Source organism: Lysinibacillus sp. 54212, from assembly GCF_036662795.1.
In the GTDB taxonomy this organism is placed as follows: domain Bacteria; phylum Bacillota; class Bacilli; order Bacillales_A; family Planococcaceae; genus Lysinibacillus_B.
The window spans coordinates 60,560-80,952 of record NZ_JBAFWZ010000014.1; the positions used below are offsets into that span (position 1 = coordinate 60,560).

Annotated in this window: 21 protein-coding genes and 1 riboswitch; of the genes, 6 read left to right on the forward strand and 15 right to left on the reverse strand. The window is 38.7% G+C overall.

The window, feature by feature from the left end; all coding sequences use genetic code 11:
• Positions 1-127: 127 nt before the first annotated feature.
• Positions 128-931: an alpha/beta hydrolase gene (locus V4T18_RS11455; RefSeq protein WP_332649489.1), complete on the reverse strand. Its 804-nt coding sequence runs from the start codon at positions 929-931 to the stop codon at positions 128-130.
• A gap of 131 nt (positions 932-1,062) precedes the next feature.
• Between V4T18_RS11455 and V4T18_RS11460 the strand changes: the two genes are divergently transcribed.
• Positions 1,063-1,581: a gamma carbonic anhydrase gene (locus tag V4T18_RS11460; protein ID WP_332649491.1), complete on the forward strand. Its 519-nt coding sequence runs from the start codon at positions 1,063-1,065 to the stop codon at positions 1,579-1,581.
• Between the two features lie 178 nt (positions 1,582-1,759).
• Here the strand turns inward: V4T18_RS11460 and V4T18_RS11465 are convergent, their stop codons facing one another.
• Together V4T18_RS11465 and metK are read right to left on the reverse strand one after the other, a co-directional pair.
• Positions 1,760-1,882, reverse strand: coding sequence for a hypothetical protein (locus V4T18_RS11465; protein ID WP_332649493.1), 123 nt, complete (start codon positions 1,880-1,882; stop codon positions 1,760-1,762).
• 474 nt (positions 1,883-2,356) lie between these two features.
• Positions 2,357-3,553 carry a methionine adenosyltransferase gene (metK, locus tag V4T18_RS11470; RefSeq protein WP_332649495.1) on the reverse strand — a complete coding sequence of 399 codons (1,197 nt, stop codon included), beginning with the start codon at positions 3,551-3,553 and terminating at the stop codon, positions 2,357-2,359.
• 239 nt (positions 3,554-3,792) lie between these two features.
• Positions 3,793-3,912: riboswitch (SAM riboswitch) on the reverse strand.
• Between the two features lie 200 nt (positions 3,913-4,112).
• Here metK and pckA point away from each other — a divergent pair.
• Positions 4,113-5,699 carry a phosphoenolpyruvate carboxykinase (ATP) gene (gene pckA / locus V4T18_RS11475; RefSeq protein WP_332649497.1) on the forward strand — a complete coding sequence of 529 codons (1,587 nt, stop codon included), beginning with the start codon at positions 4,113-4,115 and terminating at the stop codon, positions 5,697-5,699.
• A 98-nt stretch (positions 5,700-5,797) separates the two neighbouring features.
• Here the strand turns inward: pckA and V4T18_RS11480 are convergent, their stop codons facing one another.
• From V4T18_RS11480 to V4T18_RS11500, 5 genes are all read right to left on the reverse strand, one after another.
• Positions 5,798-6,316, reverse strand: coding sequence for a hypothetical protein (locus tag V4T18_RS11480; protein ID WP_332649499.1), 519 nt, complete (start codon positions 6,314-6,316; stop codon positions 5,798-5,800).
• Positions 6,317-6,373: 57 nt separating this feature from the next.
• Positions 6,374-7,156 carry an alpha/beta hydrolase family protein gene (locus V4T18_RS11485; protein WP_332649501.1) on the reverse strand — a complete coding sequence of 261 codons (783 nt, stop codon included), beginning with the start codon at positions 7,154-7,156 and terminating at the stop codon, positions 6,374-6,376.
• A complete protein-coding gene (locus V4T18_RS11490; RefSeq protein WP_332649502.1) occupies positions 7,140-7,607 on the reverse strand; it encodes an NUDIX domain-containing protein in 468 nt (155 codons plus the stop codon). Before V4T18_RS11490 ends, V4T18_RS11485 begins: the two co-directional genes overlap by 17 nt.
• 87 nt (positions 7,608-7,694) lie before the next feature.
• Positions 7,695-8,009 carry a transposase gene (locus tag V4T18_RS11495; RefSeq protein ID WP_332649503.1) on the reverse strand — a complete coding sequence of 105 codons (315 nt, stop codon included), beginning with the start codon at positions 8,007-8,009 and terminating at the stop codon, positions 7,695-7,697.
• Positions 8,010-8,099: 90 nt separating this feature from the next.
• Positions 8,100-8,543 carry a Dps family protein gene (locus tag V4T18_RS11500; protein WP_332649504.1) on the reverse strand — a complete coding sequence of 148 codons (444 nt, stop codon included), beginning with the start codon at positions 8,541-8,543 and terminating at the stop codon, positions 8,100-8,102.
• A 192-nt stretch (positions 8,544-8,735) separates the two neighbouring features.
• Between V4T18_RS11500 and V4T18_RS11505 the strand changes: the two genes are divergently transcribed.
• The 3 genes from V4T18_RS11505 to V4T18_RS11515 all read left to right on the forward strand — a co-directional run bounded on the left by V4T18_RS11505 (position 8,736) and on the right by V4T18_RS11515 (position 10,236).
• The gene (locus tag V4T18_RS11505) at positions 8,736-8,891 is read left to right on the forward strand and encodes a hypothetical protein (protein ID WP_332649505.1); all 156 of its coding nucleotides are present in this window, start codon (positions 8,736-8,738) and stop codon (positions 8,889-8,891) included.
• The gene (gene yidD, locus V4T18_RS11510) at positions 8,888-9,121 is read left to right on the forward strand and encodes a membrane protein insertion efficiency factor YidD (RefSeq protein ID WP_332649507.1); all 234 of its coding nucleotides are present in this window, start codon (positions 8,888-8,890) and stop codon (positions 9,119-9,121) included. Before V4T18_RS11505 ends, yidD begins: the two co-directional genes overlap by 4 nt.
• Positions 9,122-9,222: 101 nt before the next feature.
• Positions 9,223-10,236: a metal ABC transporter solute-binding protein, Zn/Mn family gene (locus V4T18_RS11515; RefSeq protein ID WP_332649509.1), complete on the forward strand. Its 1,014-nt coding sequence runs from the start codon at positions 9,223-9,225 to the stop codon at positions 10,234-10,236.
• Between the two features lie 35 nt (positions 10,237-10,271).
• On the opposite strand, the gene V4T18_RS11520 is transcribed toward V4T18_RS11515, so the two are convergent.
• The 6 genes from V4T18_RS11520 to V4T18_RS11545 form a co-directional block, all read right to left on the reverse strand.
• A complete protein-coding gene (locus V4T18_RS11520; RefSeq protein WP_332649510.1) occupies positions 10,272-11,702 on the reverse strand; it encodes an o-succinylbenzoate--CoA ligase in 1,431 nt (476 codons plus the stop codon).
• A 52-nt stretch (positions 11,703-11,754) separates the two neighbouring features.
• Entirely contained in the window at positions 11,755-13,032 is a 1,278-nt protein-coding gene (locus tag V4T18_RS11525) for a sensor domain-containing protein (RefSeq protein ID WP_332649511.1), read from the reverse strand.
• Between the two features lie 142 nt (positions 13,033-13,174).
• Positions 13,175-13,996: a 1,4-dihydroxy-2-naphthoyl-CoA synthase gene (menB, locus tag V4T18_RS11530; RefSeq protein ID WP_332649513.1), complete on the reverse strand. Its 822-nt coding sequence runs from the start codon at positions 13,994-13,996 to the stop codon at positions 13,175-13,177.
• Between the two features lie 12 nt (positions 13,997-14,008).
• Positions 14,009-14,827 carry a 2-succinyl-6-hydroxy-2,4-cyclohexadiene-1-carboxylate synthase gene (menH, locus tag V4T18_RS11535; protein WP_332649515.1) on the reverse strand — a complete coding sequence of 273 codons (819 nt, stop codon included), beginning with the start codon at positions 14,825-14,827 and terminating at the stop codon, positions 14,009-14,011.
• Entirely contained in the window at positions 14,815-16,536 is a 1,722-nt protein-coding gene (menD, locus tag V4T18_RS11540) for a 2-succinyl-5-enolpyruvyl-6-hydroxy-3-cyclohexene-1-carboxylic-acid synthase (RefSeq protein ID WP_332649517.1), read from the reverse strand. Before menD ends, menH begins: the two co-directional genes overlap by 13 nt.
• Positions 16,529-17,914, reverse strand: coding sequence for an isochorismate synthase (locus V4T18_RS11545; protein ID WP_332649519.1), 1,386 nt, complete (start codon positions 17,912-17,914; stop codon positions 16,529-16,531). Before V4T18_RS11545 ends, menD begins: the two co-directional genes overlap by 8 nt.
• 193 nt (positions 17,915-18,107) lie before the next feature.
• On the opposite strand from V4T18_RS11545, the gene V4T18_RS11550 reads away from it, so the two are divergent.
• Positions 18,108-19,028 (forward strand): 1,4-dihydroxy-2-naphthoate polyprenyltransferase, encoded by a 921-nt coding sequence (locus tag V4T18_RS11550; RefSeq protein WP_332649520.1) that lies wholly within the window; start codon positions 18,108-18,110, stop codon positions 19,026-19,028.
• 210 nt (positions 19,029-19,238) lie between these two features.
• On the opposite strand, the gene V4T18_RS11555 is transcribed toward V4T18_RS11550, so the two are convergent.
• The gene (locus tag V4T18_RS11555; protein WP_332649522.1) at positions 19,239-19,994 is read right to left on the reverse strand and encodes a MerR family transcriptional regulator; all 756 of its coding nucleotides are present in this window, start codon (positions 19,992-19,994) and stop codon (positions 19,239-19,241) included.
• Positions 19,995-20,393 lie beyond the last annotated feature (399 nt).

Here is a 20,393-nt window from a genome sequence, read left to right on the forward strand (position 1 = left end):
ATTACAATTTTAAAAGGTGTTCAACTAATATTTCAAAAATTCTAATTATTATTAACATATTTTCTGATAATATAAGTTTAAAGAACAAAAAACCTAATGAAAGTGAGCTCTCATTAGGTAATTTCTATTAGTCTATTATATATCCAAGTGATCGTAGTACATTACTCATAAAATCATTCGTTAGCATAAAAATCTCTTCACGTTCAATTTCGAAATAGAGGCTATGTAAACAATCCGACCATTCACGGTACTGGAAATTTTTGAAGTTTTGCTGTAGCAGCCACTGTCTTGCAACTGTAATATCTGTTAATTTATCTCGCCCACCTGTCATAACTAGGGTTGGGACTTCAGCTAGCTTTACTTCAGGGTCCTTCCACATCTTCATTAGTAGACCGAGCTCCCGATACCACTTCACCGTAACAACGGTTTTAAATGGAAGCTCCCCCTTCATCTCGCCATAAACTTCAAAATTACGTGATAAATCATTTAATGTAAGATCATGATTTAATTTAACACTCGATGTTAACGCACTTAAGCTTGTTAAAGCGTTCGACAGTTTTCCCGGTTGCATTTTCAATTGCAGCCATGGCGATGTAAGGATCAGACCTGCACATTCAAATTTATTTCGATGAATCACTCGCATTGCTATAGTTGCACCAAGCCCATTTCCTAAAACGAAAACAGGTAAGTTATAAGTAAACGCAATACCTATTAATTGCTTTCCGTATGAATAATAGCGCTCAAAATCTTCATCATGGCATCGATTATGTTTTCCTTCGTCTCCATGCCCTGGCAAATCACCCATTACAACGTGAAACCCTGCACTACGCAATTTTTCAATTAACCATGCATACCAGCGATGATGCTCATATGCACTATGAAAAATTGCAACTACTGCTTTCGGTTGCCCTTCAGCCTCCCATTTCCACATTGCTCTTCCTCCTAAATCTTTCGATAACCTTAGTATAATCTATAATGACACTCGTTTAAAATGTTGTATATATCAATTAATATTTCTGATACGATAATAATATATATTAACTTGAAATGAGGAGATTGACGATGATTTACCCTTATAAAGATAAAAATCCTAACATAGACCCATCCGCTTTTATTGCCGACTATGTAACTATTACTGGTGATGTTACAATCGGCTCAGATACAACGATTTGGTTTAACACTGTCATTCGTGGGGACGTTGCACCTACTATAATAGGAAATCGTGTAAGTATACAGGATTTAAGTTGCTTACATCAAAGCCCAAACAATCCGTTAATTATTGAAGATGAGGTAACAGTTGGGCATCAAGTAACCCTACATAGCTGCGTCATTCGCAAACGTGCATTAATTGGCATGGGGTCAATTATTCTAGATGGAGCCGAAATTGGAGAAGGCGCCTTTATCGGAGCCGGTAGCTTAGTACCTCCAGGTAAAAAAATCCCACCTAATTCACTTGCGATGGGGCGTCCTGCAAAGGTTGTTCGAGAAATTACTCCTGAAGACCGCGAAGATATGGATCGTATAGTACGAGAATACGTAGAAAAAGGGCAATATTATAAATCCCTGCAAGATAATAAGTAAACTATGGAACAAAAACTGCCGCTCCATGATCTGAGCAGCAGTTCAGAGTGTCGACAAACTCATTTTCATTGGAGTTTGCTAGAATTTTGTCCTAATAAAATAATCCATGAAAAACCGTTGATTTCCGTTCCAGGCGCTCCCTTTCCGCAGGCACGGCTTCGGGCCAACAGGACGTTGGTCAGGAAAACGTTGTCACATGATGTGACGATTTTAGTTTTCCTTCCTTTTGCGGACCGCCGCAAAAATGGATTTTCCGCTCGTGCTTTTCCTGCTGGAGTGTCGCGCCTTTCACTACAATCAACTACTATTGCTTAATGATAAGATATGCCGCTCTCTATTTATTAAAATGTTCCAGATGACGAATAAAAATAAAATCCATGACGTGAACAATTTGAAAAACTGGGATTTCAATAGCTTGTTTTTATCAATTTCATTTATCCGTTTGTCGGGAATAGGTTGGTGTTATTAACCTTTGGAAATTTTATTGAAATATATTGAAAAACTAGGCAAGCCCCGCCACGTAGACTTCTGTGGGATAGCGATAATGGAACGAAGGCTAAGATCGTCACGTCGTGTGACTACGCCTTCGTGACCAACATCGTGTTGCCCCGAGACCCCGCAGAATTTGCACTCTTGCAAATTTGAGGAGGCTCGGCGCTCGCCCACGAAAAGCGGAGTGGCGGGGCTTGCCGATTCAAAAAAAAACGGTTTATCGACAACCTAAAACTGCCGCTCCATGATCTGAGCGGCAGTTTTTGTGTTCAAATGAACATTCTTATAACTCAGCTTTTGCTCTTAAAGCATCGGCTTTATCTGTTTTTTCCCATGGTACATCTATATCTGTACGACCAAAGTGTCCGTAAGCCGCTGTTCCCTTATAGATTGGTCGACGTAGGTCAAGCATTTTAATAATGCCAGCAGGACGTAAATCGAATAATTCACGAATCCATTCTACAATTTTACTTTCTGCAACCTTCCCAGTACCAAATGTATCCACAGAAATAGACACAGGTCGTGCTACACCAATTGCATAAGCAAGCTGCACTTCAGCACGATCAGCCAGACCTGCTGCAACGATGTTTTTCGCTACATAACGAGCCGCGTATGCAGCCGAACGGTCAACCTTTGTTGCATCCTTACCTGAGAATGCGCCGCCACCGTGACGCGCATAACCACCGTATGTATCTACGATAATTTTACGACCTGTTAAACCAGCATCCCCTTTAGGTCCACCGATAACGAAGCGGCCTGTTGGATTGATAAAGTATTTTGTTTCTTCATCGATTAACTCTGCTGGTACGACTGGATTGATTACTACTGCTTTAATGTCTTTTTGGATTTGTTCAAGTGTAACGTCCTCATCATGCTGAGTTGATAATACAATTGTATCTACTCGAACTGGTTCGTTGTTTTCATCATACTCTACTGTCACCTGCGTTTTACCATCTGGACGTAGGTATGTTAGCTCACCCGTTTTACGTACCTCTGCTAAGCGACGTGCCAATTTATGTGCTAGGCTAATAGGTAATGGCATAAGCTCCGGTGTTTCATTACATGCATAACCAAACATTAAGCCTTGGTCACCAGCGCCGATCGCTTCTAATTGCTCATCAGACATTGAGCCTTCACGAGCCTCTAGCGCTTGATCAACACCCTGTGCTATATCTGGTGATTGCTCTCCTACAGCTACAAGTACAGCTAGATTTTCTGCATCAAAGCCGTATTTACCACGTGTGTAGCCAATTTCTGCAACAGTATCACGGATAATACCTTTCATATCAACATAAGTAGATGTAGTAATTTCACCTGAAACTAGTACAAGCCCAGTTGTTACAGTCGTTTCACACGCTACTCGTGCGTTTGGGTCCTCTGCTAAGATTGCATCTAAAATAGCATCTGAGATTTGGTCACAAATTTTATCTGGATGCCCTTCTGTTACACTTTCTGATGTAAACAATCGACGGTTTGTCATTTGTTTTCCTCCTATGATATCCTTGCAAAAATGCGCAATATTGATACGGTACTCATTACCCATGTAAGTCTACCCTTAAGGATTGAACTTCAAGCCCATTGCTAACTTTTACACGAGGATCTAGAAAGGTATATAATAATGAAAAAACTCAAATAAATAAGTTAATTCTTATTGTAAAACAAAAAAATCCCTTCGCTCATTTGTCATGAGGAAAGGAGTGTTCATGCCGTTACCTTTCACTCTTATCGTTCAAGGACATATCCTTGCATCAGGTTGGCACCAACACGTTATATGCTAGGCATATATTGCAGGTTGCCGGGTTTCATAGGGCCTGACCCTCCACCAACTCGGGATAAGAGTATCCGTTCAATTTCAAATAATACGTAATTTGCTGAAGGCTGTCAATATTTTTTGACGGAAATCTGAAATGTAAAAAAATCCACAAAAATAAATTTTGAATTAGTATAGATTATTTCAATCAATGTGTTATACTATTTTTGAATAAAAATAAAAGCCCTTTCAGTAGGGAACACTATACAAAAAGGATGGTATTTAATCGATGAATTCAGTAGAAATTAACAACGAACTGAAGGAATTATTAAGTGGAGCAAATGTTAACGTTCAACTTTCAGTACCACAATTAGTTGAGAAAGCAACTGCTCGTGGAGAAGCAATGTTAACTGTAGACGGTGCATTACGCGCTGAAACAGGAAAATACACTGGTCGTTCTCCTAAAGATAAATATATGGTTGAAGAAGAAAGCACAAAAGATAAAATTGACTGGGGTAAAGTAAACCGACCAATCTCAGCTGAAATTTTTGATAATTTATATGTAAAAGTCGTTAACTACTTAAAAGAGAAAGACGAGTTATTCGTATTCAAAGGATTTGCTGGTGCAGATAAAGACTCACAAGTTTCAATCCAAGTTGTAAACGAGTATGCTTGGCATAATCTTTTCTGTCATCAATTATTCATCCGTCCAACTGAAGCAGAGCTTGCTTCTCACGTTTCAGAATTTACAATCGTATCAGCACCTACATTCAAGGCTGATCCTGCTGTAGATGGCACAAACTCAGAAACATTTATTATCACTTCGATGGAAAAGAAAATCATTTTAATTGGTGGTACTGAATACGCTGGTGAAATGAAAAAATCTATTTTTGGTATTATGAACTACTTATTACCAGAGCAAGGTATTTTCCCAATGCACTGTTCTGCAAACGTTGGAGAAGCTGGTGATGTAGCTCTATTCTTCGGTTTATCAGGTACTGGTAAAACGACTTTATCAGCAGATAGCGATCGTAAGCTAATCGGTGATGACGAGCATGGCTGGTCTGATAATGGTGTATTCAACATTGAGGGTGGTTGCTATGCAAAAACAATCAACCTTTCTGCTGAAAAAGAACCAGAAATTTATAACGCTATTAAATTTGGTTCTGTTTTAGAAAACGTTGTTGTTCATCCAGAAACACGCGTTTGTGACTATGATGATGGTTCACTAACTGAAAATACTCGTGTAGCTTATCCGATTGACTACATTGAAAATATTGTATCACCATCGGTAGCAGGTCATCCAAAAACAATCGTATTCTTAACTGCGGATGCTTTTGGTGTGTTACCTCCAATCTCTAAATTAACTAAAGAGCAAGCAATGTATCACTTCTTAAGTGGCTTCACTTCAAAATTAGCTGGTACAGAGCGCGGTGTTACTGAGCCAGAACCAGTATTCTCTACATGCTTTGGTTCTCCATTCTTACCACTTCCTGCTACAGTATATGCTGAGCAATTAGGTAAGAAAATCGACGAGCATGGTGCACAAGTATTCCTAGTAAACACTGGCTGGACTGGTGGCGAATATGGTGTAGGTAGCCGTATGAAGCTTTCTTACACTCGTGCAATGGTTCGTGCAGCAATCGAAGGTAAATTAAACAATGTTGAAACAACAAAGGATGAGGTATTCGGCCTACACATCCCAACAACTGTTGAAGGTGTACCATCTGACGTATTAAACCCACGAGATGCTTGGGCTGATAAAGCTGCATATGATGCAAAAGCTGCTCATTTAGCTGGTTTATTCAACGAAAACTTCAAGAAATTCGCCAACGTTTCTGAAGAAATCGTGAAAAAAGGCGGTCCTTTAGCTTAATTCCGACATAAATGTTTTAATAAAACTTTATATCATAAATGAAAACACATCTCGCCTATAGTGGTGAGATGTGTTTTATTTTTATTGAATAATAGCATTTATGAAGTCGAATCAATTAGAGAATATATTATTTTTTTCAATCCATCATTGATACCTAATATATGATCATTTTCTTTTATGGCAAAAATATACGTGTTATTTTTCTCTTCTAAAATTAGAGGGTTCTTATGAAGAGATTCATTTTTAAGGGAATTATTTTCTAGTAGATCTTTTTCTTCTTTATTGATCCTATAAATATTTACTCTATATTTAATTTCATTATCTCCAAAAAATTGGACTACCGCATAAGGTTCTTTACGTATTATCTTTTGTTCCGACCATTTCATCTCAACGTATGGTGAACTATATATATTAACCATTTCATGAAATATATTGCTAGAATTATCAAACTGTAATAGAGTCTTTTCTGCTTTACCGTCTATAATTTGAATAGAATCGATAGAAGGAATACTGTCTAATATGTGTGCTACATGTTTATATTTCTTCTGATCTTGTAACGAATAGAAAAGTGTCCCTCCTATCAGGACTAATAAAAATATGATAAACCATTTTCGCATTTTTATATCCCTCTGTTTCTATTAGTTTTTCATAGAGTATATCATGAATTATTATCCTTACCCTTTTGATTTCATCCATGTACATAAATTACGTACAGTTTCTCGATTAAGTTTTGGTGGATAATGATGCTTTAAGCCAAATGAATACCAAGTTTCAACAGGTTTTCCTTCGTCCTGTAAGCAAAATTCTAGCTGATAGGCATGCTCTATATCCACATGAGAATCACTCGTTCCATGAATAATGAGTACAGGGGCGTTTATATATGCAACATCGTAAAGAGGCGTTCTATCTTCATATCTTTCCCCTACTTTGTTCGGCGTACCCCCAATTATACGTCGTAAACCTCTACGCATATCCACACGGTCCCAGTAGGTTGCGGCTGCATTTGATACCCCAGCCCATGTGACGATCGATGCGATATCATCACGTAAAATAGCTGTCCAGATTGCCATTAAGCCTCCACGTGAGAAGCCGTAAATATGTATAGTATCCTTGTTAATAAATTGCTTTAACACATCCGCTCCGAATACGGCATCATATCGGTCCTCACCAGCAAATTCATCCTTTCCCTCTCCACCACGATTGCCTCGGTAGTAAGGGGCAAAGACAACAAAGCCCTGTGCTGCAAATTGGGCAAGGCGAGCAGGGCGTACCATGCCGATTGACTGTAATCCCCCCCGTAAATAGAGGAGTGCCTCATACTCTCCTGCCTCTATTGGTCGTGCAAGCATTCCCTTTACACGGTAGCCACATGACCAGTATGTTATTTCATCGAGACGAATATTGGGATTGGGCGATGGATATTTTCGAATCGATTGAATTTTACCATTGTCGGTCATGGTTCTTCACTTCCTGTAATATTTTTTTCATTCCCTCATCACGCATGTAAAAGCTTAAGTTTGGATGATTTTGTAGCTCCTCTTCAGTGAGCCACGTCATTCCAACTGTTTCATGCTCTCCAACAAAAGGATCAATTCCCTCTACTTTTGCAGTAAATACCGCCTTACAAAATGGTATGCGATCATGAACTATATAATAAGCAAACCACTTTATATCTGTTACACATACCTGTGTCTCCTCATACACCTCACGTATTGCAGCTTCTACTAGTGTTTCTCCCGGTTCCTGCTTACCACCTGGAAACTCAACTCCCCGCTTGTAATGAATCGTGCAAAGCCATTTATTTTCCTGCTTTACAAGCACTAATACATGCTTTGGCTCTATGTCAAATGGGCCTTCGTCAAAGCGTAAATCCACCTGTAGACCATTTTCATCTGTAAATGTAAACATCCCTTCAACTCCTCACTCTTTTAAGTGTAGCGAAGGGATGCTTTTCATTCAACATTTGATTAATAGCAATGTTGGATTTTTCGTCAATTAGTTCCTTCTGAAATAGGGTAGCTGCTCAACAAACTGTTTTGTTCTATCATCACCAAACTCATGAATGAGTGCATATACTTTTTTTACACGGTTATCAATTTCATGATTTAGTCCGTCTAAATGATACTGTAAATAAGGTATATGAGCACGAAGAGCATTTGAATCTTCTAACCGATGAATTTGATTAAATAATTTTTGAAATACACGCGCTTTATGTGGTTCTACCTCTATCATAAAAGCACTTGGAGTAATATCCCGATTAGTCGTACAAGTTAAATGTGCTAACGATACATAAAACTTTTCTTTTTCCATTAAATCACCTCACATTAAGTATTAGTAGGTCCATCGCTCTTTATACAAAAAACTACGACCCCTAGCAAAGTCGTAGTTTTCATTCGTTTGTTATTTTCCAAGAAAGGCTGTTAACATCCAAGCGTGCTTTTCAAGGCTTTGATAGTTTGCGTTTAGTAAATCCTCCGTACGATCGTCGCCCTCTTCTGCCGCTTGTTCCATTGCATTGTTAAGTGCAACCATTATAATTTTAAAGTCTTCAATCGTTGTTTGAACCATTTCTTCTGTTGATTCAGTACCTGTTGCCTCCTGAATACGGGATAATTCTAAGTGCTCTTTTAATGTTGCAACAGGCTTTCCACCTTTAGATAAAATACGTTCAGCGACCTCATCTAAATTTAATGTCACTTCATTATAAAGCTCCTCAAATTTCGTATGCAGTGTGAAAAAAGACGGGCCATTTACATACCAATGATAGTTATGCAATTTAGTGTATAGTACTGACATAGTTGCAACAAGCTCATTTAGCTGAGCATCTAACTTACTTTGTGCCATACGATCACCTCAGATTTTATATTATATAATTGAAAATAGTTATCAATTACATGTATTATTATACCCATCTTATCGAAAGAATAATATGTATTATTTTTGAATATTCCGCAATTATATGACGTTCACGAATTTGTTCCATACGAATTTCATCAAAATGCTTTATAATAGAAGTAGAAAAATGAGGTGAACGATATGAGTCTTCCATTAATACTAATAGTAGTCGTTTCAATCGTAGCAACTTTTGGTGCAGCAATTATTTGGGTAGTGAAGCAAAATGATTTTTCAACAAAGCAAACGATCGACCCAAAGCCAGAGCAAACTTTTCAAAAGGTGAATGATAAGCAGTGAAATATCCATTTATTTGGCTTATACAAATTTATCGTAAATATATTTCACCAATGACACCACCTTCTTGCCGCTTCCATCCAACATGCTCAAGCTACGGTCTAGAAGCATTTCAAAAGCATGGAGCGATTAAAGGCTTGCTATTAACAACTATTCGAATATTAAAATGTCAGCCACTGCATCCAGGTGGCTTTGATCCGGTACCAGAAAAATGGCCCTCGAAAAAAAAGTAAATTTCGAGGGCTTTTTTTTATTGTATTTCTTCGTTCTGTCGTGTATTATTAACTTTGTTGAATTTTTAAATCGTAACAATTACTATTAAGAGGTGACTATTTTGAAGAAATATCTTATTTTATTTATGGCAAGTATGATTGCACTTGTACTAACAGCATGTAATTCTGATAAGGATCAAGCTACTAATTCAGAAAAAGAAACGGCAGCTAATGCGATCAACGTATATACGACAGTCTATCCACTACAGTATTTTACTGAAAGAATTGGTGGAGAATTTGTTAATGTTCAATCTATTTATCCACCAGGCGCAAATGAGCATACATTTGAACCAACACAAAAGGATATGATGGCATTAGCCGATTCGGATTTATTTTTCTATGTCGGATTGGGATTAGAGGGCTTCGTTGAAAAAGCAAAAACAACGTTGGCGAACGAGCATGTTAAACTAGTCGCAACAGCTGACAATGTATCAGAAGATAAGCTACATATTTCTACTGGACATACACATGCTGAAGAGGCTAAAGAGGATGAGCACAATCACGAGCATGAAGATGAAGATCATGGACATCAAGAGGATGGCGATCATCATGAAGAATTTGATTCACATGTTTGGTTATCTCCTGTTATTTCTCAAGACTTGGCATTAGTTATTAAGGATGAGCTTATTGCTGCACTGCCCCAGCAGGAGGAGCTATTCACAGCAAATTACGAGGCATTAATTGAAGAGCTTCAAGCTTTACATGAGGATTTTGAGGCTATGGCTACTACAACTTCCTCTAAAACATTCTTTGTCTCCCATGCTGCTTTTGGTTATGTTGCAGGACATTATGGGTTGTCACAGGTGCCTGTTGCAGGGTTGAATTCTCAAAGTGAGCCTTCTCAAAAGGACTTAACTAAGATTGTTGATTTAGCGAAGAAGGAAAGTATAGAATATATTTTCTTTGAACAAAATGTTTCGTCGAACTTAACGACTATCATTCAAAACGAGGTCGGTGCAAAATCACTAATCTTACACAACTTAAGTGTCCTAACGCCTGAGGATATTAAAAATAAGGAAACATATTTCACATTAATGAAAAAAAATATGGATAACTTAAAAACTGCACTTCAATAAAGCTTCAGGGGGCTCAAATAAATTGAGCCCCTTTTTTATTGCATTTCTTTTAACTTTCTTCTTAGTAGCTTATTAGAAGCGTTGCGTGGTAGTTCATCGACAAACTTGATTCTCTTTGGCAATTTATACGAAGCAAGCTGATTCCTACAATAGCTCATAATTTCTGGCTCTGTAATTGCTTCTTTACGAACAATGAATGCAGCAGGCACTTGCCCCCAACTCTCATCCTCAATACCACAAACCCCCGCTTCCTTTATTGACGGATGTGCCATTAACACATTTTCAATTTCAGCAGGGTAAATATTTTCGCCTCCCGATATAATTAAATCTGAACGGCGATCGATTACATATAAATAGCCTTCTTCATCGATATATCCGATATCTCCTGTTTTTAGCCATCCATCTACTGTAGAGCTTTTATCCCTAAAGCGACCAATATAGCCTGGTGTTACATGGGGGCCTCTGATAAGAATTTCTCCTTCGGTATGGCAGCTCGTCCCGTTGTCGATTTTTATTCTATTAAAGAATAGCGGTTTTCCTGCAGAACCAATCTTTCGTAGTGCATCTTCATTGCTTAAAGTTGCTGTTTGCGATGAAGTTTCAGTCATACCATACGTTTGAGCTACATTCAGGCTGAGCTTTGCCGCGCGCTTTAAATAGTCTACCGGAACAGGACCTCCACCTACAAGCATTGTTGAAAAACGAGGATGTGCCTTCAGATTCCGCGCCTCCATCTCAGTGAGTATTCGTTGAAGTGTAACTGCTACAACTGACATTTTCGTCACAGTGCCTTCAACGATTTCATGAGTACATGCCTCTACATCAAAATTTTCATAGAGCCGAACTGTCATTCCGTACAGTAATGACCGAACTAAAATTGAAAATCCACTAATATGAAAAATCGGTACACAGCATAGCCAGCTATCCTCTTCGCTTAGTCCTAAATTTAATGCGGAACTAACTGCACTTGCACTGTGATTTTGTACGGTTTGACGCACCCCTTTTGGAAATCCTGTCGTTCCTGATGTATACATAATCGAAACTGTCGATAATTCATCCCATTCATTAGAAATAGAGATAGATTGCTGAGGGGCATTCATTATTTCTTCAAAGAAAATAATTCGCTCGTCCGATAATTTACGACGCTCTTTCTCATGAACAATTATAGCCTTAACCTCTGCATCATCAACCTGATAACGAAGCTCCTGCTCGGATAAACGTCCATTTAACAGGACAATTTCAATCCTAGCCTGCATGCAGCCATACAGCATAAAAATTAGTTGGGGTGTTGAAGGGGCTAAAATAGCTACACGATCCCCCTCAAATAGAGAATGGCTTGCAAGCTGCCTAGCCGTTTTTAACGAGTTTTCATAAAGCTCTTTAAACGTCCACTGTTTTTGCTGAAAACTCAGACCTACTCTATTAGGTGTTAGTAGACTTCGTTGCATAATCCAATTAGGCTGCATTCATTACACTCCTTAAACATGAAAAGCAAAGGGAGATTCCTTTGCTTTTAGATTAGTAAATACTGTATTCATTTTTGCCTTGCCCTTTTACTCGGTAGAGGGCATCATCTGCAAATTTTAATATCGTAGATGCATTCATTGAATCTTTATCACAAATTGTTATACCAATACTCGTTGTAATTGAGATTCTAGTATGCTGAATCGTAACGTTCTCACTTACTAGCTCGTTAATTTTTGTCGCAATCTCTTCGATACTTTGTACATTTTGGAATTTGTTTATAATGATAACAAATTCATCGCCACCAAGTCGTGCTACATTTCCTTTATCTCCTACAACTTTTTGTAAACGACGACTAAATTCGATGATAACTTTATCACCAATTTCATGTCCATAGTTATCATTTATATTTTTAAAATCATCTATGTCTAGAAGCATAAAAGCAAATGGCTGTTCATCCTTCTCAAGTAAATTTATTGCCGATTTTAAATAATCCTGAAATAGTCTTCGATTTGGTAGACCTGTCAACACATCGTGATATGCAAAGTACATTAAATTTTCTTCATGCTCCTGCTCCTTCGAAATATCTCGAGAAACTAATAGCATATGAAGAAAATTCCCTTCTTTGTCATACACAGGCTTTCCTTTAATTTCGGACCAAATAAAGCCCCTCTCCTTATGAAGCGTCTTTAGCTTTATTTGAAACGGTTCATTGTTAGCAAATACTTGTTCATATTTTTCATTAAATTCATTTATATAATCTGGATGAATATGATAATAATCGTCACTTCTATTTAACTCTGAAAAATCAAATCCATAAATCTCTTTACAGGATGGTGATATATACAAAACTTCCCGATTTTCATCCATTAAAATCAGTACATCTTGGAAATTTTCCGCAATTATTCGATAATTTAGCTCACTTTCCAAATATCGTTCAGCCATTTTATCGAGATGCGTCATGTTTTTTACGATAAAAAAGTAACCAATAATTTGTTGCTCTTGTTTAATAGGCGATAATCTCATTAAACAACCGATCTTTGAGCCATCTTTTCGAATCAATTGATATCGTGAGTCTAAATAGTTCGTATGTTGAAAGGAAATTGGCTTAAAATCACTAGTATCATTTGCAATAAACTCTAGATTGTTACGGTTTAATAATTCTTCTTTTGAATAACCACTTAATGTCATAAACGCAGGGTTCACATCCACGATATGCCCATCCAAGTTTAGGCAGCAAATCGCATCCGTATTATATTCAAAAAGTGATGTTAAATGTGGCTGTAACTGGTTGTTGTTTTTATCTGTTTTAATTTCTCCTGCTGTTTGCACCAAAACACCCCTTTACTAAATACCGATTTACTACTCAAGAGAATCATAATAATTTTATCATAAAAAGTATTGGAATCAAAAAAAATTAAGAAGAGTTTTTACCCTCTTCTTAACGTTTTTAGTCTTATTTTGTTTGAGCTACTTAAGGGAAACGTGGGAATTGTCCAAAGTCTGGCTTACGTTTCTCTTTAAATGCATCGCGACCTTCTTTTGCTTCATCTGTTGTGTAGTAAAGAAGAGTAGCATCTCCAGCCATTTGTTGAAGACCTGCTAAGCCGTCTGTGTCTGCGTTCATTGCTGCTTTTAAGAAGCGCAGCGCAGTTGGAGACATTTCTAGCATTTCCTCACACCACATAACTGTTTCATCTTCAAGGCGGTCATATGGTACTACTGTGTTTACTAAGCCCATATCTAGCGCTTGCTGTGCATCATATTGACGACATAAGTACCAAATTTCACGTGCTTTTTTGTGACCGATAATACGTGCTAAATAGCCTGAGCCATAACCAGCATCGAATGAGCCTACTTTTGGACCAGTTTGTCCAAAACGAGCATTGTCCGCCGCGATTGTTAAGTCACATACTACGTGTAATACGTGTCCACCACCGATTGCATACCCTGCAACCATTGCCACTACTGGCTTAGGAATTACACGGATTAAGCGTTGTAAATCTAATACATTTAGGCGTGGAATTTCATCGTCTCCTACATAACCACCATGGCCGCGCACTTTTTGGTCGCCGCCTGAGCAGAATGCATGCTCTCCTTCACCTGTTAAAATAATTACGCCGATGTTTTTATCATCACGCGCACGTGAAAATGCGTCGATTAATTCCATCACTGTTTTCGGACGGAAAGCGTTGCGCACTTCTGGACGGTTAATCGTAATTTTAGCGATCCCGTTATAGAATTCATACTTAATATCTTCGTAAGTATGTAATGAAGTCCATTGACGTGTTGTCATAGTTTAGTCCCCCTATGGATTTAATGAAATCGTTTCCTTTACTATTGTAGCAAACTCTGACGGATTTTCCACATGAATTGCGTGACCTACCTCATTTACTGTCACATGTCGCACATTTTTGATGAGTTTTGTCATACGATCCGCAATGTTTACAAATTTTGAATCTAGCTCACCTGTCATTAATGTAACAGGCATTGGTAGTTCTACCAACCGGTGCCACAAGGATGGCATAACACCTGTACCCATTCCACGTAGACTATTCGCTAATCCAAGCCTGTTTTGAGAAAGACGCTCCGCACGAATAGCTTGCTGCACATCCAGAGGCAATGATTTTTGCGAGGCAAAGAGCGGGATATTTTCCCAAAACTCTACGAATGCTTCAATTCCTTCCGTTTCAATTCGATTCGCAAGGGCATTGTCAGCAGCCTTCCGTTCCTTTTGTTCCTCCATACTCTCTAAGCCGGGTGAGGCACTCTCTAAAATAAGGCCTCTCACTTCATGAGGATGTTGAAGAGCATAGCTTAATGCTATGCGTCCTCCCATTGAATAGCCTAGTAATGTGAAATTAGTCAATTGCAGCCTTGTAATAATAGCATGAAGTATGTGTATCTGACTTTCCATTCCATAGACGTTTACATCCTCGACTACCTCTGTTAGACCATGTCCCATTAAATCTATGACTACAATTTTGTAATGAGGTAGTTTCGTAGCAAGCGTTTCCCATGTTTTCGTAGAACCAGTAAAGCCATGAAGCATCACAATTGTTTCACGTTTATCCTTATGCCAAACTTCTATATTAATGTTTATATTTAATACATTTAGCTTAACCATGTGTCTAGCTCCGCATTTATTGTTTGCCAAAGGTTTCGGTGTGCTGCTACGTTTTCAGTGCGATCTGTCATTGCTTCAATTACACGGATTGGCTTGACCCTCTCCGATTTAATTGCTGTTTCAAATTCATCAGCTGTCGTTGTTTTTATATACTCTAACTCGTACATGCTGGCAACTGATTTAAACGTTAGGGCAGTTGGTGTACCAAATAAGTCCTCGTAATGCTCCTCTACTGAAGATTGTGGTAAATAAGAGAAAATACCACCGCCATCATTATTCATGACTATGACTGTTAATTCACAGAGCTGGTAGCGTGAAGCAATGAATGCATTAGCATCATGTAGAAACGCTAAGTCACCAATTAATAGATACGTTTGACGATTTTCTCGACCTTTACTAAATCCTAAAGCTGTTGATATAACGCCATCAATACCATTTGCACCACGATTAGCATGAACGCCGATATCCTTTATGGATGGACCAAAAAATGTATCAATATCACGGATTGGCATACTGCTCGATGCAAAGAGATCACTCTCATTTGGTAATGCCTCTATAAGCTTACTAACTAAGGCACCCTCATCTTGTTCCTTAGATGGATAGGCTTTAATAATTTTCCGGGCTATTTCGTCTGCTTTTGCCCACAGTGCTTTGTATGCGCCATTTACTGTAGCGTTCACTTCAATATTCTCTAACCATTCGCCAATCCTTGCATGAATAAAATGCGTTGATAGGCTCGTGGAATCGCGGAACATCGGATCCTCATCAATTACTAGATAAGAGGCTGGCATCGATTCTGAAATAAACAACGATAGGAATTTCGAAACAGGCTGTGCACCTAAGCGTATCACTGTATGTGGCGCTGCTTCCTTCTTAAAACGTGCATTTTTTAATATCGCATCATATGTTGTAATAACATATGGAAGGCAATCCCCGGGAATATTACTCCGCATATTCGACAAGCTTTCAACGGCAACCGGCCACTTACACTTACGAATAAACGACCAAACATAGGATACATCCGTTCCAAGAGGTAATTCACCGATAACAAGCAAGCCTTTATCCGTTTTTCCGATCACTTCTTGCAATAGCTCTATCCCCTGCTTAGAAGGGGCCAATTCACTAATAAAGCTATGCTGGAAACTAACACTTGGTAAATCCGTAAAATCGACTAATAGTGGCTCACGGAATGGCACGTTAATATGCACAGGTCCCATCGGCGCTGTCATGGCAATCCCTACCGCACGTGCAGTATGACGTTCTATAAAAGGCAAGGTAGGCTTTGCATTATCTGGAATCGGAAACTCTGCACTCCATTTAACATGCTCTCCGTACAAGCCAATTTGATTAATCGCTTGTGGAGCACCTACTTCGCGCAATTCATGTGGACGATCTGCCGTAATGATAATTAACGGTACACGGGCATATTTTGCTTCTACAATTGCTGGGTAATAGTTTGCTGCCGCTGTCCCTGATGTACATAGTAGAACAACGGGCTTTGCCGATGCCTTCGCTAAGCCTAATGCAAAAAATCCCGCCGAACGCTCATCAATCTGGCGAAACAGCTGTAATTTTTTTGTATGAGCAAATGCATAGGCAAGCGGTGTCGAGCGTGAGCCAGGACTTACGACCACCTGCTCCACACCATTTTGCACTAATGACGCAACCATTTTATACACATAGCTTGATAATATCTCACGTTCATTCACTTAATTGTCCTCCTAAGGCGCGCAGCATTGGGCGGAATTTTACTCTTGTCTCCTCATATTCAGCCTGAGGTGTGGAATCCCCCACAATACCTCCACCTGCATATAAATACGCTTTATCCCTAGTAAGCGCAGCAGAACGAATAGCAACAGCAAACTCACCATTTCCGTCCGCATCGAGCCAACCAATCGGCGCAGCGTACAAGCCCCTATTCATCGACTCATATTTTCGAATAAGCTCGAGCGCCTCCTGACGAGGTACACCTCCTAGCGCTGGAGTAGGATGCAAATGCTTCACTAGCTGTAAAATCGTTGCATCACAAGCAAGAGTGCCTTCAACAGGTGTATACAAATGCTGGATATCACGAATTTTCAGTAGCTTTGGCCTCTTTGGCACTTTAACGCTACAGCAATTTTTTTCAAACGTCTGTGAGATCATTTCTACTACATAATGATGTTCTCCAAGGTTTTTTTCATCATTTAACAATGCCTGTCCGAGCTGCTCATCCTCATCTGCCGTTTTTCCACGACGAATCGACCCAGCCACACAGGACGAATAAGCCTGTCCATTATGAACCTTTACTAAACGCTCTGGTGAAGCTCCAAAGAATAGCATGTCCTTATGCTCTAAACCAAATAAATAGCTTTCAGGCTGTTCATGTACAACGTGCGATAATATTTGTGGTGACGATACACTATCCTCAAATTGCAGCGCTAGAGAACGAGCAATTACAACCTTCTCAGCCTCATTTGCTTTAATTAGAGATGTCACCTTCTCTAAAGATTGTAAATATTCCTCTTTAAAAGGTTCCTTGTAGCTTGTCATTTTCGGCTTGCTATACGTTTTAACCTCTTTTACCTGCGCAGCATGAATTAAATGATCACGCTCTTTACGCATACGATCAAATGCTTTTGTGCTATTTTCCTCGTCTGTAATATAATGAATGCTAACATAGGCTGTATCGTGACGAATAACCAATTGGAAAGAAGCTACTGTAAAATAGCTTTGTGGAAAATCAGACCACTCTCCTTCCTGGTTATTATGTGGATCAAATGTAAAGCCTCCAAAAAGGATGGGCTGTAAATCTTGCTCTTCCTTCACGATATTTTTCGTTAGCCTTTTCCACTCTTGTTCAACAGCATCAAAACGATGATCTGTTGCATTATTTTCAATTGTATAGGCATGCCCTAAGCCCACTAATGTTAATGTTTTCTCTCGGTTTTGCCAAAAAAATCGTTTGCCACTATAACTTTGCTCTCCTGCTGCGAAAAACGCTAAAGCTGACAAGCGACTTACCTCAATCGTTTCCATATAAAAATGGTACTTTGAGTTCAAAGAGCCCACCTCTACTTCAGTGGCATTGTACCACTTTTGATGCATGAAAATTCCCTCCGTAATTGCAAAATAAACGCAATGAAAAAGTTTAAATTGCCATCTTACATGTTAATCAATATCTATACTATCATATCACTTTTTTCGACATTACTGCACGGATAAGGTATGACTCTACCCTTTTTATTGTCATTCGTATAAAATAGGTAATGTAGTTCAATTGAAGGAGAGAATAAAATTTATGACTAAAGTCATCGAAGCGGATAGAGGCTTTAAAGTATGGTGGCATTTAACACGTCCACACACCCTTACCGCATCATTTGTACCCGTGTTTCTAGGGACAGCTATTGCACTAGCAGTTGAAAAAGAAACAATAAACCTATTACTGTTTTTTGCCATGCTAATTGCTAGTATGCTCATTCAAGCAGCAACTAATATGTTTAATGAGTATTATGATTATAAACTAGGACTGGATAATGAAAACTCAGTGGGTATTGGTGGGACAATCGTTCGTCACGGAGTTGCACCGCGTACCATTATGGTAATCGCGCTTAGCTTTTACGGTATCGCGCTCTTATTAGGTATTTACATTTGTGCCATGAGCTCTTGGTGGCTTGCAGCAGTTGGGCTTGTTTGTATGTTAGTCGGCTATTTATATACAGGTGGACCTTATCCAATTGCCTATTCACCATTTGGAGAGCTTGTTTCTGGTGCTGTGATGGGTATGGGGATTGTCTTAATTGCGTTTTTTATTCAAACGAATACTGTGACGTTAGAAGCAATCTTATTATCGGTACCAAGTATGATTTTAGTTGGTGCAATTATGCTAGCTAATAATATCCGGGACATTGTAGGAGATACAGAGGGCGGACGTAAAACAATGGCCATTTTAGTTGGACGAAACAACGCAGTTTATATTTTATCTGTTTTCTTCATCGTTTCTTACCTATGGATTTTAGGACTAGTTATTATTGAGGATATTACGTATTGGGCGTTATTAGTTATTCTAAGTATCCCATTCCCATTAAAAGCGATTGACATTTTCCGAAGCAAAAAAGAACCGCTAGAAGTAATGCCAGCAATGAAATTTACTGCACAAACGAATACAATATTCGGATTTTTATTAGGTGTAGGTCTACTTGTAAATTACTTCTTTTTTTAACTAAGTTAAAATGAAAATCATCAACATTGTCATACATGCATTAGTGTCAAAAAAGGGGCCGTCTGAAAAGACATTTGCGGACGGCACCTTTGTAACGAGGTTCGTGGTATTTTGATGCGACCATTGCAGAAGCAATATTTCTTAATAGATACTTATTAAGGAGTGAAGGGGAGACCTGAAAGTTTTTACTTTCTGAACTCCCCCTTTTTATTAGTTACTAGTATAACTAATTACACAATCATGCAAAAATTGTGTTGCGCCTTGCTCCACCCCATCATCATAATACGAAATGAAGCGTGAATCGGCTAAATACATTGTGACAAGTCCTACATGTGCCTCTTTTGAATATTTTGTCCAATAGAAACTAAGCCAGCGTTTATGGAGCTCTGCAACTTCATGTGCTATTTGAGAAGTAGCATCACCTGTTTTCATAGCTTCACGTAATCGTTCAAATAAGCTAGCCTCAAGCTGCGTAACTGCGTCATATTGGCTCTCGGTCATCGAGCGCAATTTTTCATTTGAAGTATTTACAGTTTCATCACCATATAGTGAACGAATCTCTTTACCATATTTCATTTCGTTATCTTCCACTAACTTTCTTTTAAATACATCGAACTTTTCATCATTACTCATACATTGTTCCTCCTCAATAGAAGCGATTGTTTTATTTACTGTTTCTATCATTTCCTTTACATACAGATCCTTTATAATAAGCTTTTCTCGATGTGCGTACAAACTATCGAGCAAATTATAGTTCGATGAATGTATTATTTCTTGTATTTGAGACAAAGGCATCCCCAGCTCTTTATAAAATAATATTTGTTGTAGTAAATCGATTTCTCTTTGAGAATATTGCCGGTAGCCTGATTCATTTTTAGTTGATGGTGACAGTAAGCCAATTTCATCATAATATCGTAGCGTCCTTGTACTAACACCTGACAGCTTTGCTAGCTCATTTATTAGCATATAATCCCCCCTTAACCTTACTATACACATTGACGTAACGATAAGGTCAAGGGAGGAATTAATTTTATTTTCCAACCAAAGTTATCCACAATATAAAATTAAAGTAGGAGGTCGGGAGTGATTAACTCCCGACCTCCTTCGCCACACGTACGTACGGATCGGTATACGGTAGCTCAATTAAATACCAATAGTGTTAAGTTTCCTCGTCCCGACGGACACCCTTGCCTTGGCTTTGGCTAGCCTCTACTTTTATCTTTGGGGTTTCGGACTTTCACCCTATAGAACGTGTGTATACTGGACGCACAAAAAAACCTGAAACGATTTTGTAATCGTCTCAGGTTTTTATATGACCCGTACGGGATTCGAACCCGTGTTACCGCCGTGAAAGGGCGGTGTCTT

What these genes read in the sequence shown, in the direction of transcription:
- V4T18_RS11455 (WP_332649489.1), bottom strand. Translation starts at nt 931, where the DNA reads ATGTGGAAATGGGAGGCTGAAGGGCAACCGAAAGCAGTAGTTGCAATT.
- V4T18_RS11550 (WP_332649520.1), top strand. Translation starts at nt 18,108, where the DNA reads ATGACTAAAGTCATCGAAGCGGATAGAGGCTTTAAAGTATGGTGGCAT.
- V4T18_RS11545 (WP_332649519.1), bottom strand. Translation starts at nt 17,914, where the DNA reads ATGCATCAAAAGTGGTACAATGCCACTGAAGTAGAGGTGGGCTCTTTG.
- menB (WP_332649513.1), bottom strand. Translation starts at nt 13,996, where the DNA reads ATGACAACACGTCAATGGACTTCATTACATACTTACGAAGATATTAAG.
- metK (WP_332649495.1), bottom strand. Translation starts at nt 3,553, where the DNA reads ATGACAAACCGTCGATTGTTTACATCAGAAAGTGTAACAGAAGGGCAT.
- menH (WP_332649515.1), bottom strand. Translation starts at nt 14,827, where the DNA reads ATGGTTAAGCTAAATGTATTAAATATAAACATTAATATAGAAGTTTGG.
- V4T18_RS11460 (WP_332649491.1), top strand. Translation starts at nt 1,063, where the DNA reads ATGATTTACCCTTATAAAGATAAAAATCCTAACATAGACCCATCCGCT.
- V4T18_RS11555 (WP_332649522.1), bottom strand. Translation starts at nt 19,994, where the DNA reads ATGCTAATAAATGAGCTAGCAAAGCTGTCAGGTGTTAGTACAAGGACG.
- pckA (WP_332649497.1), top strand. Translation starts at nt 4,113, where the DNA reads ATGAATTCAGTAGAAATTAACAACGAACTGAAGGAATTATTAAGTGGA.
- V4T18_RS11500 (WP_332649504.1), bottom strand. Translation starts at nt 8,543, where the DNA reads ATGGCACAAAGTAAGTTAGATGCTCAGCTAAATGAGCTTGTTGCAACT.
- V4T18_RS11490 (WP_332649502.1), bottom strand. Translation starts at nt 7,607, where the DNA reads ATGTTTACATTTACAGATGAAAATGGTCTACAGGTGGATTTACGCTTT.
- V4T18_RS11485 (WP_332649501.1), bottom strand. Translation starts at nt 7,156, where the DNA reads ATGACCGACAATGGTAAAATTCAATCGATTCGAAAATATCCATCGCCC.
- V4T18_RS11480 (WP_332649499.1), bottom strand. Translation starts at nt 6,316, where the DNA reads ATGCGAAAATGGTTTATCATATTTTTATTAGTCCTGATAGGAGGGACA.
- V4T18_RS11505 (WP_332649505.1), top strand. Translation starts at nt 8,736, where the DNA reads ATGAGTCTTCCATTAATACTAATAGTAGTCGTTTCAATCGTAGCAACT.
- V4T18_RS11520 (WP_332649510.1), bottom strand. Translation starts at nt 11,702, where the DNA reads ATGCAGCCTAATTGGATTATGCAACGAAGTCTACTAACACCTAATAGA.
- V4T18_RS11495 (WP_332649503.1), bottom strand. Translation starts at nt 8,009, where the DNA reads ATGGAAAAAGAAAAGTTTTATGTATCGTTAGCACATTTAACTTGTACG.